This is a genomic window from Phaeovulum molybdatiresistens (assembly GCF_023544865.1).
Taxonomy (GTDB): domain Bacteria; phylum Pseudomonadota; class Alphaproteobacteria; order Rhodobacterales; family Rhodobacteraceae; genus Pontitalea.
This window is the reverse complement of the sequence record NZ_JAMJFX010000009.1, coordinates 85,820-99,114: the sequence shown is the minus strand read 5'-3', so window position 1 is coordinate 99,114 and position 13,295 is coordinate 85,820. Positions and strand designations below refer to the sequence as shown.

13 protein-coding genes and 2 tRNA genes are annotated in these 13,295 nt (G+C 66.3%); 8 read left to right on the top strand and 7 right to left on the bottom strand.

The features are described from left to right. Nucleotides 1-112 precede the first annotated feature (112 nt). On the bottom strand, nt 113-1,279 hold the full coding sequence (gene carA / locus MXB90_RS08630) for a glutamine-hydrolyzing carbamoyl-phosphate synthase small subunit (protein ID WP_250043644.1): 1,167 nt from the start codon (nt 1,277-1,279) through the stop codon (nt 113-115). Nucleotides 1,280-1,446: 167 nt separating this feature from the next. Between carA and MXB90_RS08625 the strand changes: the two genes are divergently transcribed. Next, nucleotides 1,447-1,905, top strand: coding sequence for a GatB/YqeY domain-containing protein (locus MXB90_RS08625; RefSeq protein WP_250043642.1), 459 nt, complete (start codon nt 1,447-1,449; stop codon nt 1,903-1,905). Between the two features lie 75 nt (nt 1,906-1,980). Here the strand turns inward: MXB90_RS08625 and MXB90_RS08620 are convergent, their stop codons facing one another. The 4 genes from MXB90_RS08620 to lipB form a co-directional block, all read right to left on the bottom strand. Then, nucleotides 1,981-2,538, bottom strand: coding sequence for a DUF2244 domain-containing protein (locus tag MXB90_RS08620; protein ID WP_250043640.1), 558 nt, complete (start codon nt 2,536-2,538; stop codon nt 1,981-1,983). A 9-nt stretch (nt 2,539-2,547) separates the two neighbouring features. Further along, entirely contained in the window at nt 2,548-4,221 is a 1,674-nt protein-coding gene (gene ctaD / locus MXB90_RS08615; RefSeq protein WP_250043638.1) for a cytochrome c oxidase subunit I, read from the bottom strand. A gap of 199 nt (nt 4,222-4,420) precedes the next feature. Then, nucleotides 4,421-4,843: a c-type cytochrome gene (locus MXB90_RS08610; RefSeq protein ID WP_250043637.1), complete on the bottom strand. Its 423-nt coding sequence runs from the start codon at nt 4,841-4,843 to the stop codon at nt 4,421-4,423. Nucleotides 4,844-4,921: 78 nt separating this feature from the next. Continuing rightward, nucleotides 4,922-5,626 carry a lipoyl(octanoyl) transferase LipB gene (gene lipB / locus MXB90_RS08605; RefSeq protein ID WP_250043636.1) on the bottom strand — a complete coding sequence of 235 codons (705 nt, stop codon included), beginning with the start codon at nt 5,624-5,626 and terminating at the stop codon, nt 4,922-4,924. 184 nt (nt 5,627-5,810) lie between these two features. Here lipB and MXB90_RS08600 point away from each other — a divergent pair. From MXB90_RS08600 to MXB90_RS08585, 4 genes are all read left to right on the top strand, one after another. Beyond that, nucleotides 5,811-5,897: transfer RNA gene (locus MXB90_RS08600), tRNA-Leu, on the top strand. 328 nt (nt 5,898-6,225) lie between these two features. Next, entirely contained in the window at nt 6,226-7,329 is a 1,104-nt protein-coding gene (locus tag MXB90_RS08595; protein WP_250043635.1) for an ABC transporter ATP-binding protein, read from the top strand. A 120-nt stretch (nt 7,330-7,449) separates the two neighbouring features. After that, entirely contained in the window at nt 7,450-8,700 is a 1,251-nt protein-coding gene (locus tag MXB90_RS08590) for an ABC transporter permease (protein ID WP_250043634.1), read from the top strand. An 80-nt stretch (nt 8,701-8,780) separates the two neighbouring features. Continuing rightward, nucleotides 8,781-9,692, top strand: a complete 912-nt coding sequence (locus tag MXB90_RS08585) for an ABC transporter permease (RefSeq protein ID WP_250043633.1) — start codon at nt 8,781-8,783, stop codon at nt 9,690-9,692. A 28-nt stretch (nt 9,693-9,720) separates the two neighbouring features. Here the strand turns inward: MXB90_RS08585 and MXB90_RS08580 are convergent, their stop codons facing one another. Both MXB90_RS08580 and MXB90_RS08575 read right to left on the bottom strand, forming a co-directional pair. Further along, nucleotides 9,721-10,551 carry an anti-sigma factor family protein gene (locus MXB90_RS08580; protein WP_250043632.1) on the bottom strand — a complete coding sequence of 277 codons (831 nt, stop codon included), beginning with the start codon at nt 10,549-10,551 and terminating at the stop codon, nt 9,721-9,723. 39 nt (nt 10,552-10,590) lie between these two features. Further along, nucleotides 10,591-11,082, bottom strand: a complete 492-nt coding sequence (locus tag MXB90_RS08575; RefSeq protein WP_250043630.1) for an RNA polymerase sigma factor — start codon at nt 11,080-11,082, stop codon at nt 10,591-10,593. A 99-nt stretch (nt 11,083-11,181) separates the two neighbouring features. Between MXB90_RS08575 and MXB90_RS08570 the strand changes: the two genes are divergently transcribed. From MXB90_RS08570 to MXB90_RS08560, 3 genes are all read left to right on the top strand, one after another. Continuing rightward, nucleotides 11,182-12,579, top strand: coding sequence for a S8 family serine peptidase (locus MXB90_RS08570; RefSeq protein ID WP_250043628.1), 1,398 nt, complete (start codon nt 11,182-11,184; stop codon nt 12,577-12,579). A 90-nt stretch (nt 12,580-12,669) separates the two neighbouring features. Then, complete coding sequence (locus tag MXB90_RS08565; protein ID WP_250043626.1) at nt 12,670-13,128, top strand: GNAT family N-acetyltransferase; 459 nt, start codon at nt 12,670-12,672, stop codon at nt 13,126-13,128. 49 nt (nt 13,129-13,177) lie between these two features. Continuing rightward, nucleotides 13,178-13,254: transfer RNA gene (locus MXB90_RS08560), tRNA-Arg, on the top strand. The last annotated feature ends 41 nt before the right edge of the window (nt 13,255-13,295 follow it).

The window sequence follows — 13,295 nt, the reverse complement described above, 5'->3', positions numbered from 1 at the left end:
GGGGTCATAAGGTTAACAGAACGTTAACAAGGTGTTGCCGACACCTTAAAAAGTCCCGGTAAGTTGCGGCAAAGGCGGGGCATTTTCGTGGCGCCCCGCCGTTGCGCGCCGCTTATCCCGCGCGGCGGGCCTGCATCGCCGCGGCAAAGCGTTCGAACAGGTAATAGCTGTCCTGCGGCCCGGGGCTGGCCTCGGGGTGGTGCTGCACGGAAAACACCGGCTTGCCTTCGACAGCAATGCCGCAGTTCGAGCCGTCAAACAGGCTGACATGGGTTTCCTTGACGCCGTCGGGCAGGGTCTGGCTGTCCACGGTGAAGCCGTGGTTCATGCTGGTGATTTCCACCTTGCCGGTGGTCAGATCCTTCACCGGATGGTTCGCGCCGTGATGGCCGTGGTTCATCTTGATCGTGTGCGCGCCCAGCGCCAGCGCCAGCATCTGATGGCCCAGGCAAATGCCGAAGACCGGCAGGTCACGCGCCAGCACCCCTTTAATCATCGGCACGGCATAGGTGCCGGTGGCCGCGGGATCCCCGGGGCCATTGGACAGGAACACCCCTTCGGGGTTCAGCGCCAGCACGTCCTCGGCGGTGGCGGTGGCGGGCAGAACCGTCACCTCGCAGCCCGCACTGGCCAGGCAGCGCAGGATGTTGCGCTTGGCGCCATAATCGATCGCCACGACCCGCAGGCCCGGGCCTTCGCGGCGGCTATACCCCTCGGGCCAGGCCCAGCGCATTTCGTCCCATTTGTAGGACTGGGTGCAGGACACCTCTTTCGCCAGATCGAGGCCGACAAGGCCCTTCCAGTCGCGGGCCTTCTTGACCAGCGCCTCGATGTCGAACACCCCATCGGGGTTGTGCGCGATCGCCACATGCGGCGCGCCCTGCTGGCGGATCGCGCGGGTCAGGCGGCGGGTATCGACGCCGCCGATGCCGATGCGGCCGCGCTTTTCCAGCCACTGCACCAGATCGCCGGTGGCGCGCCAGTTCGACGGTTCGGTCGGGTCCCATTTCACCACCATGCCGGCGGCGACGGGTTCGGCGGTTTCGTCATCCTCGGGGGTGACGCCGACATTGCCGATATGGGGGAAGGTGAAGGTCACGACCTGACCGGCATAGGACGGGTCGGTCATGATTTCCTGATAGCCGGTCATCGCGGTGTTGAACACCAGCTCGGCCACCGTTTCGCCGGTGGCGCCGAAGCCGCGGCCATAGAACAGTTGCCCGTCCGCAAGCGCAATCAGCGCGGTGGGTTTTTCCGATGTCTGGTGTTGTGCAGCCATGGTGCGACTCCCCGGGGCAAAATCTGCTGGAACCTACGGGGGGCGGCGGCTGGGGTCAAGGGGGTAAGGTTATTCATGTTATCGTGGAAAATCAATGGCTTGGCGCGGTTGTGCCCGGCGCGCATTTTGGCTATTCTGTCGACCTTCAACCACACGGGGATGAAAACATGGACATGCGCGACCGGATCGCCCAGGCGCTCAAGGATGCGATGAAATCGAAGGAACAGGATCGGCTGTCGACCCTGCGCCTGATCAATGCCGCCATCAAGGACCGTGAAATCGCGCTGCGCGGCGAAGGCGATGGCGGCACCGTGGGGGATGGGGAAATCCTTGCGATCATGGGAAAAATGGTCAAGCAGCGCCAGGAAAGCGCGCGTGCCTATGAAGAGGGCGGGCGGCTGGAACTGGCGGAAAAGGAACTGGCCGAGATCAAGGTGATCGAGGAATTCCTGCCCCGCCAGCTGTCCCCGGATGAGGTTACGGCCGCCGTCGATCAGGCGATCAAGGCGCTGGGGGCCAGCTCGATCCGCGATATGGGCCGGGTCATGGCCGAGCTGAAGGTGAAATACACCGGGCAGATGGATTTCGGCGCCGTGGGGCCCATGGTGAAATCGCGTCTGGGCTAGGTCGCTGAGCAGGTGAAGGGTAACGCCCGCGGTAGGCCGCGGGCGTTTTGCGTTTGTGTCTTGGGGCAGGGGGCGTCAGGGCGTTGCCACCGCCTTGCGCGCGCAGGCCAGCGCCGCGGCCAGTTCGCGCCGCAGCTGCAGCCGTTCCGCAGGCGTCAGGAAGGCGCCCAGCTCCACCACCCGCGGGCCGCCCTTCAGCGTCAGATATTGCTCGACCGGGCCGCCCTTGGCGTGGATCTCGGGGCTGACCCAATAGGGATTGGCCTGCCAGTGGCGCGCGGGGGCCTTGGGGTCGTGGCGGATCAGCTCGACCCGGTCCGACCAGATCCGCATTTCCTCCAGCACCTCGCCGGTGCGATAGCTATACGCCAGCGCCCACCAGACCGCCGCCACCGCGATCATCAGGAAGGGCAGCAGCGCCCACAGGATGACCGAGCCCAGCACCGCCAGCAGCGGCAGCGCCAAAAGCCCCGCCGTCACCCCGATGAAGACCACGAATCCCTTGCGCGGCAACGACCTGTAGGGCCAGGCGTGCAATTCAGCCAGCGGCGGACCATCCAGGCGGCCCGATGCGCAAACGGCCCCGGAAATCTCCGGGGCCGTGTCGGGGTGTGTCACCCATTCATAAGGCATCTGCCCGCCTCAGTGCGCGTGGGATTTGTCCCAGTCCTCGCGCTTGGGCAGCTGCTCGAACGTATGTTCGGGCGGCGGCGAGGGCAGGGTCCATTCCAGCGTATCGGCATATTCGTTCCAGTAGTTCGCCTCGGTCACGCGGCGACCTGCCAGCAGGGTGTAGGCCACGATGCCGATGAAGAACAGGAACGAGGCGAACGAGATGAACGCGCCGATCGACGAGATGTAGTTCCAGGTGGCAAACGCCTCGGGGTAGTCGATGTAGCGGCGCGGCATGCCCTGACGGCCCAGGAAGTGCTGCGGGAAGAAGGTCAGGTTCGCACCGATGAACATCGCCCAGAAGTGCAGCTTGCCCGCCCATTCCGGATATTGCCGGCCCGACATCTTGCCCATCCAGTAATAGATGCCGGCAAAGATCGCAAAGACCGCGCCCAGCGACATCACATAGTGGAAGTGCGCCACGACATAGTAGGTGTCGTGATAGACCCGGTCCAGCGGCGCCTGCGACAACACCACGCCGGTCACGCCGCCGATGGTGAACAGGAACAGGAAGCCGAAGGCCCAAAGCATCGGCGTCTTGAACTCGATCGAGCCGCCCCACATCGTCGCGATCCAGCTGAACACCTTCACGCCCGTGGGCACCGCGATGACCATCGTGGCCAGCATGAAGTAGGACTGCTGCGTCAGCGACATGCCCACCGTGTACATGTGGTGCGCCCAGACGACGAAGCCCAGCACCCCGATCGCCACCATCGCATAGACCATCGGCAGATAACCGAAGACCGGCTTGCGCGAGAAGGTGGCAATGACGTGGGAGATGATGCCAAAGCCCGGCAGGATGATGATGTAGACTTCGGGGTGGCCAAAGAACCACAGGATGTGCTGATACAGGATCGGGTCACCGCCACCGGCCGGATCGAAGAAGGTCGTTCCGAAGTTGCGGTCCATCAGCAGCATGGTGATCGCGCCCGCCAGAACCGGCAGCGACAGCAGGATCAGCCACGAGGTGACGAAGATCGACCAGCCGAACAGCGGCACCTTGTGCAGGGTCATGCCCGGGGCGCGCATGTTCAGGAAGGTGGTGATCATGTTGATCGCGCCCAGGATCGAGCTGGCGCCCGAGACGTGGACGGCGAAGATCGCCAGATCCATCGAGATCCCGCCTTCATTGGTCGACAGCGGCGGGTAAAGCACCCAGCCCACGCCCGAGCCCAGCTGCCCGTTGCCACCCGGCGCCAGCAGCGAGGCCACGCCCAGCGCCGTGCCCGCGACATAAAGCCAGTAGGACAGGTTGTTCATCCGCGGGAAGGCCATGTCCGGCGCGCCGATCTGCAGCGGCATGAAATAGTTGCCGAAACCGCCGAACAGCGCGGGAATCACCACGAAGAACATCATCAGGACGCCGTGATAGGTGATCATCACGTTCCACAGATGCCCGTTGGGCGTGCATTCTGCCGAGGCGTCGGCGATGAACCGGGCCCCTTCGGCGCACATGTACTGCACGCCCGGTTCCATCAGTTCCATCCGCATGTAAACGGTGAAAATCACCGAAATCAGGCCAACAAGGCCCGCGGTGAACAGATAAAGAACCCCGATGTCTTTGTGATTGGTGGACATGAACCAGCGGGTAAAGAACCCGCGCGTGTCATGTTCACCATGGCTGTGAACGGCTGCGTCCGCCATGCTGATCTCCCATTTCGCGCGTGGCCCGCGGGTCTCCCGCCCCGGGCTTGCATGGAATTCTTCTAGAACGCAATTTCGCGATCGGCAATGATCGAGCGTGGAAATGGTGCAAAAATAGGCGCCGAAATGCGGCGCGGCGCCGGTGCGGGCGCCGCGCGGGGGGATTCGCGGCGCCGATCCGGCGCCGATCCCTTGCCGATCAGTTCACGACCGAGGCCAGATAAGCCGCCAGATCGGCCTGTTTCGACTTCTGCTTGAAGGTCATGCCGGTCTTGGCCGCGGCATCGCCGGTCTTTTCGACCAGCCAGGCCTTGGGATCGGTCATGTAGGCGGCCAGTTCGGCCTCATCCCAGACCAGACCGGATTCGCCCACGGCGATGATCGATTCCTTGTATTTGAAGCCTTCCAGCCCGCCGACCTTGCGGCCCACGACGCCATACAGGTTCGGGCCGACCTTGCCGCCCTTGACGATTTCGGTGCCGTCATCGGCCACGATCGCGTGGCAGGCCTTGCATTTGGCGAATTCCTTTTCGCCCGCGGCGACATCCTGGGCGGCGGCGGGGGTGACAAGGGCAAGCGCGCCAAGGGTGGCGGCGAGGCGGATGATAACGCGGGTCTTCATGGGCGATCCTTCACTCTGGACTGCGGCCGTCACAAGCGGGCCGGGGTTCACGCCGGGCAGGTAGGGCGTCGGCGCGGCTTATTCCATAGGACAGGCTGTCGCGCCCCCCGCTTGCGCCCCGGCTTGCCCTGCCTCATCGCCAAAGATCGCCGTGAACTGCCGCTGCAGCGCCACGTCCAGATCGGCCATGCTGACAGGCAGGCCCAGGTCCACCAAACTGGTCACGCCATGGTCGCGGATGCCGCAGGGCACGATGCCCTGAAAATGGCTCAGGTCGGGTTCGACATTGATCGAGATGCCGTGAAAGCTGACCCAGCGGCGCAGCTTGACGCCGATCGCGGCGATCTTGTCTTCGCACGGGGTGCCATCGGGGCCGGGCGCCTTGTCGGGCCGCACCACCCAGACGCCGACCCGGCCCCCGCGCCGTTCGCCCCGCACGTTGAATTCCGCCAGCGTGTCGATGACCCATTGTTCCAGCTTGCACACAAAGGCGCGCACATCGCGCCCGCGCCGGTTCAGATCCAGCATCACATAGGCCACCCGCTGACCGGGTCCGTGATAGGTATATTGCCCGCCGCGCCCGGCCTGATACACCGGAAAGCGGTCGGGATCGGTCAGATCCTGCGCCCGGGCCGAGGTGCCCGCGGTATAAAGCGGCGGATGTTCCAGCAGCCACACCGCCTCGGGGGCCTGACCGCGCGCGATGGCCGCGGCCCGGTCTTCCATGAAGGCCAGCGCCTCTGCATAGGGCACCAACCGGTCCGAGTGGATCCATTCGACCATGCGCGCCTCCTGATCGGGTCAGATCCGGCTTAGGCGAACGGGGCCCGTGGCTCAAGCCTGATTGCGCCCGGGGCGGCCGGGAAGGGGGGCGGGATATGCGGGCCAAGATTTTCGGGGGTGGCGCGAAAATTCCCTTTTCAACGCCGGACCGCTCGGCTAATACGCCGCCACCAAGCCCTGACGTGCGGTCGTGGCGGAATTGGTAGACGCGCAGCGTTGAGGTCGCTGTGGGGTAACTCCCGTGGAAGTTCGAGTCTTCTCGACCGCACCATTTTCCTGACAGTCTGACGGTCACGGCGCCGCGTCGATCGGTTCGGCGCGTGGCTTTGCCATCGCCGGGGGCAGGGGCCCCGCCACGATTCGCCGATTCGCATCCCCCCGGCGCCAGCCCGCCGACCGAACTCGCGCTTCGGATGGGCCGGCCCTTGGTCGCGGCCCGCGCGCAGGTTGCCGCATCCGGGCCATTTGCGGCGCCGAAAGCCCCCCGTGCCCGCCCGCGTCCCGGCCCCGGATGTGTGACGGGTTGAAATGCGCATCTGCTTCCGTTTTAGTCGGCGCTACGGGAAACAGGATCACAAGAACAAACAGGGAGCCCGCATTTGACCACCGCAGCCACCGACGATGGTTTCGTCGTTTTTGATCGAGTGCAGAAAAGTTACGATGGTGAGACTCTGGTCGTCAAAGACCTGAACCTGTCGATCGGCAAGGGAGAGTTCCTGACCATGCTGGGCCCGTCGGGCTCGGGCAAGACGACCTGCCTGATGATGCTTGCGGGGTTTGAAACCGCGACCAACGGCGAAATCCGGCTGGACGGGCGCAACATCAACATGGTCCCGCCGCACAAGCGCGGCATTGGCATGGTGTTTCAGAATTACGCGCTGTTTCCGCACATGACGGTGGGGGAAAACCTGTCCTTCCCGCTGGAAGTGCGCGGCATGGGCCGATCCGAGCGCGAGGCCAAGATCGCCCGCGCGCTGGACATGGTGCAGATGGGGGCCTTTGCCAACCGCCGTCCCGCGCAGCTGTCGGGCGGCCAGCAGCAGCGCATCGCGCTGGCCCGCGCGCTGGTCTTCGATCCGGCGCTGGTCCTGATGGATGAACCGCTGGGCGCGCTGGACAAGCAGCTGCGCGAACACATGCAGTTCGAAATCAAGCGCCTGCACGAAAGCCTTGGAATCACGGTGGTTTACGTCACCCACGACCAGGGCGAGGCGCTGACCATGTCCGACCGTGTGGCGGTGTTCAACGACGGCCGCATCCAGCAGCTTGCCCCCCCAGATGAGCTTTACGAACGCCCCCAGAACAGCTTCGTCGCCCAGTTCATCGGCGAAAACAACAAGCTGCCCGGCACGATCGAGGAAATCCACGAAGGCCGCGCCCTGGTGCGGCTGGCCAATGGCGAACTGATCGATGCGACGCCCGTGAACATCCAGGCGCGCGGCCAGCAGACGCTGGTCTCGATCCGCCCCGAACGGGTGGAATTCAAGCCCGAGATGATGCCCCCCGGCGCCCATACGATCGACGCCGAGGTGCTGGAGGTGATTTATATGGGCGACATCCTGCGCGCGCGGCTGCGCGTGGCGGGGTCGGACGATTTCGTGATGAAGATGCGCAACACGCTGGGCCAGACGCGCCTGTCCGGGGGCACGCGCATCCGGATCGGCTGGCATCCCCAGGATGCCCGCGCGCTTGATCCGATGTAGCATGGCCCGGCGCGGGCCGTGCCCCGCGCCAGTCCCGCCGCGTCCGGCCCGCTGAACTTTGGGCCCCGGGCGCAGGAAATGCCCGGGCCCGCCGCGCCCGAGACTGCCACAGGATGACCGATGACTGACGCCGCCGCCCCGCTTTCCACCGCAGATGGCCGCCCGCTCAAGGCGGCGCTGGCCGCATCCCAGACCCGCGCGCGCCGCAGGGCGCTGGCGCTGGTGGCGCCTTTGTTCCTGTTCGTGCTGATTACCTTCGTGGTCCCGATCGGCCAGATGCTGTTCCAGTCGGTCTATAACCCCACCTTCGCCGATGCCGCCCCCGCGCTGCGGCAATGGTTCGACGACAATCCCCCCGGCGCGGCGATCGACGAGTCGGCCTTTGCCGCGCTTGCCGCCGACCTCAAACAGATGCGCGCCGAACGCACCGCCGGCGCAGCCGGAACCCGCATCAACTATGACGTGGCGGGCACACGGTCGCTGTTCACCGCGGCCGCGCGCCGCGCCGACAGCCTGGAACCGCCCTACCGCGAGGCGATCCTGGATCTGGACGCGGGCTGGGGCGACCCGCTTCTGTGGCGGGCCATGCGCTCGGCCTCTAGCCCGATCACCGCCGATTTCTACCTTGCCGCGCTGGACCTGACCCGGGATCAGACCGGCGCGATCGTCCAGGTTGATGAAAAGCAACGCGTCTACAAGCTTCTGTTCGGGCGCACCTTGATGCTTTCGGCGCTGATCACCTTCACCTGCCTGCTGCTGGCCTTCCCGATCGCCCATCTTCTGGCGACGCTGCCGCTGGCGAAATCCAACCTGCTGATGATCCTGGTGCTCTTGCCGTTCTGGACATCGCTTCTGGTGCGCACGACATCCTGGATCGTGCTGCTGCAACAGCAGGGCGTGATCAACAATGCCCTCGTCGCCCTTGGCATCGTGGGCGCGGACGGGCGCATCCAGATGATCTACAACCAGATGGGCACGATCATCGCCATGACCCATATCCTGCTGCCCTTCATGGTGCTGCCGCTTTATTCGGTCATGCGCCCGATCCCGCCCAGCTATGTGCGCGCGGCCCGTTCGCTGGGCGCCACCAGCTGGACCGCCTTCCGCCGGATTTACCTGCCGCAAACCCTGCCGGGCATCGGCGCGGGCGCGCTTCTGGTCTTCATCCTGGCGGTCGGCTACTACATCACCCCCGCGCTTGTGGGCGGCGCGGATGGCCAGCTGATCTCGAACCTGATCGCCTTCCACATGCAGAAATCGCTGAACTGGTCACTGGCGGCGGCGCTTGCGGGCCTGCTTCTGGGGGGCGTGCTGATCCTTTACTGGCTCTACGACAAGCTCGTGGGCATCGACAATCTGAAGCTGGGCTGATCCGGCTTCTTCTTGGCTGAAATACTCCGGGGGTCCGGGGGCCGCGCCCCCGGCCGCGAGAAGACAGGAGACCGACCCGAATGGCGCTTCCCGCCTATGCAAGCCCGCTCGAAAAGCTCTGGCATTACACCTATCTGGTGATCTGCGCGCTGATCTTCCTGTTCCTGATCTCGCCGATCCTGATCATCATGCCACTGTCGTTCAACGCCGAGCCCTATTTCACCTTCACCGAGAAGATGATGGCGCTTGATCCCGAAGGCTATTCGCTGCGCTGGTATGACAGCCTGCTGACCTTCGGCATGCAGGCACCCGATGCGCCGCGCGATGCGGCCTGGTGGGGGGATTTCTGGCGCAATGCGCAATGGATGCAGGTCACCAAGAATTCCATCATCATCGGCTTTTTCTCGACGCTGCTGGCGACCGTGCTGGGCACGCTGGCGGCGCTGGGCCTGTCGCGCCCGGAAATGCCGTTCCGGCGGGCGATCATGGCGGTGCTGATCTCGCCGATGATCGTGCCGATCATCATCACCGCGACGGGGCTGTTCTTCTTCTATTCAAAAACGGGTCTGGCCAATTCCTATCCCGGCATCATCCTGGCCCACGCCACGCTGGGCATTCCCTTTGTCATCATCACCGTCACCGCGACGCTGGTGGGTTTTGATCAAAGCCTGTCCCGGGCGGCGGCCTCGCTGGGGGCCAATCCGCGCACGACCTTCTTCAAGGTGATCATGCCGCTGATCCTGCCGGGCGTGATCTCGGGGGCGCTGTTTGCCTTCGTCACCTCGTTCGATGAGGTGGTGGTGGTGCTGTTCGTGGCCGATCACAGCCAGCAGACGATCCCGCGGCAGATGTGGAACGGCATCCGCGAACAGATCAGCCCGGCGATCCTGGCGGTGGCGACGATCCTTGTGGTGATCTCGATCGCGCTTCTGACCACGGTTGAATTGCTGCGCCGCCGCTCGGACCGGCTGCGGGGCATCAGCGCGCGCTGATCGGCGTCGCGCGCTGCCCGCGGGCGGGTCAGCGTAGCGCGTCCAGCGCGTCCTGCTCCTCGTCGGGGGGCATCGGCGCGCCGGCCTCGGTCGCGGCCATGAAGGCATCCAGCGTTTCCAGCGACGAGGCCGGGGCATAGCTTTGCGCATCCGCGCGCGGCGCGGCGATGGCCAAGCGGATATCCCAATCCGCGCCGCCGTGGCAGGCCACGGAAACCAGCGTCCGGCCATCCACCCCGTCCTGTTCGAATTCGCGGCAGAATTCGCCCGCCCCGTTGCGGAAGCTGGCGATTGCGGCGATGCGGTCGCCGTTGGGCAGCGTGGCGACCTGACCCGAGGGCAGGCTGGCCAGCGTGGCGGGCAGATCGGGGCTGTCCAGCGCGGCGATGCGCAGGCCGCCGGTCACGCCCTGCGGCTTGCCGGTCTGCCCGGCCCAGAACCCCGCGCCCAGGCCCACCGCCAGCGCGATGGATGCCGCCAGCGCCAGCCGTGCGGCGGCCGGTCGTGCGGCAGCCGGTCGTGCGGCAGCCGCGGGTGCGGCACGGCGCAGGAACGGTAGGATCGTCGCCCCGGCAGAGGTTGGGGCGGGGGCAGCGGCGGCGCCGGGTGTCTGGCGCGCGGCGGCCAGCGTCGCCTCGATCCGGGCGCGCAGCGCATCAGGGACGGGCGGGGCCGGGCGGGCGGCATCGGCGCGCAGCAGCTCTGCGGTGCGGGCAAACATCGCGACCTGTGCCGCGATGTCAGGGTCGGCGGCCATTGCCGCCTCGACGTCGCGCGCGGTGGCGTCATCCAGCACGCCATCGGCGTAGGCCATCAGCAGGTCATCGCCCGGGGCTGTCTGGGGGGTGGCTTTGGCCATTGCGCTTCTCCTTGATCCGCTGCGATAACGCGGCAGCGGTCATTTTATTCCCAACTTTTCTGCAAGCGCTACGCGGGCGCGGGCAAGGCGGCTCATGACGGTGCCCTTGGGCACGCCCAGAACCTCGGCCGCTTCGGCATAGGACAGGTCTTCATAGGCCACCAGCACCAGCACCTCGCGGTGATCGGCGGACAGTTCGGCGATCGCCGCCTCGGTCGCGCTCAGCATCAGGCGGCTTTCGGTGACGCCCGCGCCGTCGACGGTGGCGGATTCGGGGGCGTCGGTCACGTCGATCTCGGTGCCGCGGGTGCGGTTGCGGCGGGTCATGTCGATCCAGGCGTTGCGCAGGATACGGAAGGTCCAGGCATCCAGCCGCAGGTCGGGGTCGCGCCGGTCACGCGCGGCCAGCGCCTTTTCGACGGTGATCTGCACCAGATCATCGGCCAGATCGCCACGCCGGCACAGCGACAGCGCAAAGCGCCGCAGATTCGGCAATAGCGCAATCAGTTCGGTTTCAAAGGAATCGCCCATATGACGTAGCCTGTCCGGGTTGCCTTGCGGGCACAGGGGAATAAATGCACGCCCAGAACGTATTCGCGATAGTGACCGCTTGCCAGAAGGAATTTCGCCATGCCGTTTCGCCCCCCTTTGCTGCTGCCGCTGCTGTTGATCTCGGCCTTTGCCCTGCCGCCGGTGGTCTGGCCCGAGGCGGGCTTTGTCGCCACGGCCTGGGCCGATGACGACGATGACGGTGGCGATGATGACGGCGACGATGATGATGACGACGACGACGACGACAGAAGCAGCGGCGCCAGCCCGTCGGGTGGGCGCGAAACCGATGGCGATGGCTGGCGCCTGCTGCCGCGCGCGACCCGTGTGCCGCAGGCCCCGGCGCGCCGCAGCGCCCCCCCGCCGCCGCCCCCCGCCTTTGCCCCCGCCGAGATCGTGGCGCTGGGCCTTGCCGCCGATGATCTGGCCGCGCTGACCGAACAGGGCTTTGCGGTGCTGTCAGAACAGACGGTGCCGGGGCTTGGGCTGACCGCGCACCGGCTGGCGATCCCGCGCGGGCAGACGCTGGAACAGGCGCGTGCCGCGGTGCGCGCGCGACCGTCCGGGCAGGCGGCCGATTTCAACCATTACTACCGGGCGGAACAGGCCTTTGAGGGGTGCCGGGGCGCCGATTGCCCGGCGCGCGAGGTGATCGACTGGCCGCGCTTTCCCGACCGCGCCGCAGCCAGTTGCGGGCGCAGCGTGACGATCGGCATGATCGACACCGGCATCAACGAAAACCACGCCACATTCGCTGGTGCGCAGCTGGAACTGCACCGCCTGTCCGCCGACCGGATGGACCCGTCGCGCGCCATTCACGGCACGGCGGTGGCGGCGCTTCTGGTCGGCGATCCGGCAACGCGGTCACCGGGGCTGGTGCCCGGGGCGCGGCTGGTGGCGGTCGATGCCTTCTATCGCGACCGCGGGGATGAGCGCGCCGATGTCGTCAACCTGATCGAGGCGCTGGGCTTTCTGGCCGATGCCGGGGCGCGCGTGATCAACCTGAGCCTGGCGGGCCCCTCGAACGCGGTTCTGGAAGAGATGGTCACCCGTCTTGCCGTGGACCGCGATATCGTCCTGGTCTCGGCGGCGGGCAATGGCGGGCCGCGGGCGGAACCGGCCTTTCCGGCCGCCTATGACCCGGTAATCGCGGTCACGGCGGTGGATCGCGACGGCCGCGTCTATCGCCGCGCCGCGCAGGGGCCGCATATCGACCTGGCCGCGCCCGGGGTCGATGTCTGGACGGCGGCCTCGGTCAGCGGCGCGCGACACAAGACGGGGACGTCCTTCGCGGTGCCCTTCGTCACCGCCGCCGCCGCGATCCTGCGCGAGGCAGAGCCCGACCTGGATGCGCAGGCCGTGATCGAGCGGCTGCGCGCCGCCGCGCGCGATCTGGGCGAACCGGGGCCTGATGCGGTCTTTGGCGCGGGGCTTTTGCAACTGCCCGCCGACTGTCTGCCGGTGCCGCCCGCGCCCTAGACCGGGACTGATCGCGCCGGGCAGGTCTTGCCGCGCCCGGCCGATCTTGGCACAACCGCGCCGACATGCGGTCGGCGAAAGGGTGCAGCCATGATCACCATCACGCAGGAACATCCGGTGCAGCCCGATCTGGCCCTGCTGCACGCCCGTCATACCCAGGCGATGCATGCCGACACCCCGCCCGAATCGATCCACATGCTGCCCGCCGATGCGCTGGCCGCACCGGGCATCTGGTTCTTCGTGATGCGTGAGGCGGGCGTGGCGCTGGGCATGGGTGCCTTCAAGCGCATCGATGCGACCCATGCCGAGATCAAATCGATGCATGTCCTGTCCGAGGCGCGGGGCAGGGGGCTGGCGCGGCACTTGCTGGACCATCTGATGGCCCACGCCCGCACCGCCGGATTCGCGCGCCTTAGTCTGGAAACCGGCGCCCAGCCGTCCTTCGCGGCGGCGCGCGCGCTTTATACGCAGGCAGGTTTCGTGGAATGCGGCCCCTTTGAAGGCTATGGCCCCGATCCCAACAGCGTCTTCATGACCCGCGCGATCTGACCACAGGGGCCTTGCGCGACGCGCGGGCTTGGCCCAAAAGGGCACGAATGGCCCCGTAGCTCAACTGGATAGAGCAGCCGACTTCTAATCGGCAGGTTGAGGGTTCGATTCCTTCCGGGGTCGCCATTTCCGCCACCTGTCCTGCACGATGGCCGCTTGAGCTTGGC

Coding starts and splice junctions, on each gene's coding strand:
- MXB90_RS08590 (WP_250043634.1), top strand. CDS start 7,450: ATGACTGACGCCGCCGCCCCGCTTTCCACCGCAGATGGCCGCCCGCTC.
- MXB90_RS08565 (WP_250043626.1), top strand. CDS start 12,670: ATGATCACCATCACGCAGGAACATCCGGTGCAGCCCGATCTGGCCCTG.
- MXB90_RS08585 (WP_250043633.1), top strand. CDS start 8,781: ATGGCGCTTCCCGCCTATGCAAGCCCGCTCGAAAAGCTCTGGCATTAC.
- ctaD (WP_250043638.1), bottom strand. CDS start 4,221: ATGGCGGACGCAGCCGTTCACAGCCATGGTGAACATGACACGCGCGGG.
- carA (WP_250043644.1), bottom strand. CDS start 1,279: ATGGCTGCACAACACCAGACATCGGAAAAACCCACCGCGCTGATTGCG.
- MXB90_RS08625 (WP_250043642.1), top strand. CDS start 1,447: ATGGACATGCGCGACCGGATCGCCCAGGCGCTCAAGGATGCGATGAAA.
- MXB90_RS08610 (WP_250043637.1), bottom strand. CDS start 4,843: ATGAAGACCCGCGTTATCATCCGCCTCGCCGCCACCCTTGGCGCGCTT.
- MXB90_RS08570 (WP_250043628.1), top strand. CDS start 11,182: ATGCCGTTTCGCCCCCCTTTGCTGCTGCCGCTGCTGTTGATCTCGGCC.
- MXB90_RS08580 (WP_250043632.1), bottom strand. CDS start 10,551: ATGGCCAAAGCCACCCCCCAGACAGCCCCGGGCGATGACCTGCTGATG.
- lipB (WP_250043636.1), bottom strand. CDS start 5,626: ATGGTCGAATGGATCCACTCGGACCGGTTGGTGCCCTATGCAGAGGCG.
- MXB90_RS08575 (WP_250043630.1), bottom strand. CDS start 11,082: ATGGGCGATTCCTTTGAAACCGAACTGATTGCGCTATTGCCGAATCTG.
- MXB90_RS08620 (WP_250043640.1), bottom strand. CDS start 2,538: ATGCCTTATGAATGGGTGACACACCCCGACACGGCCCCGGAGATTTCC.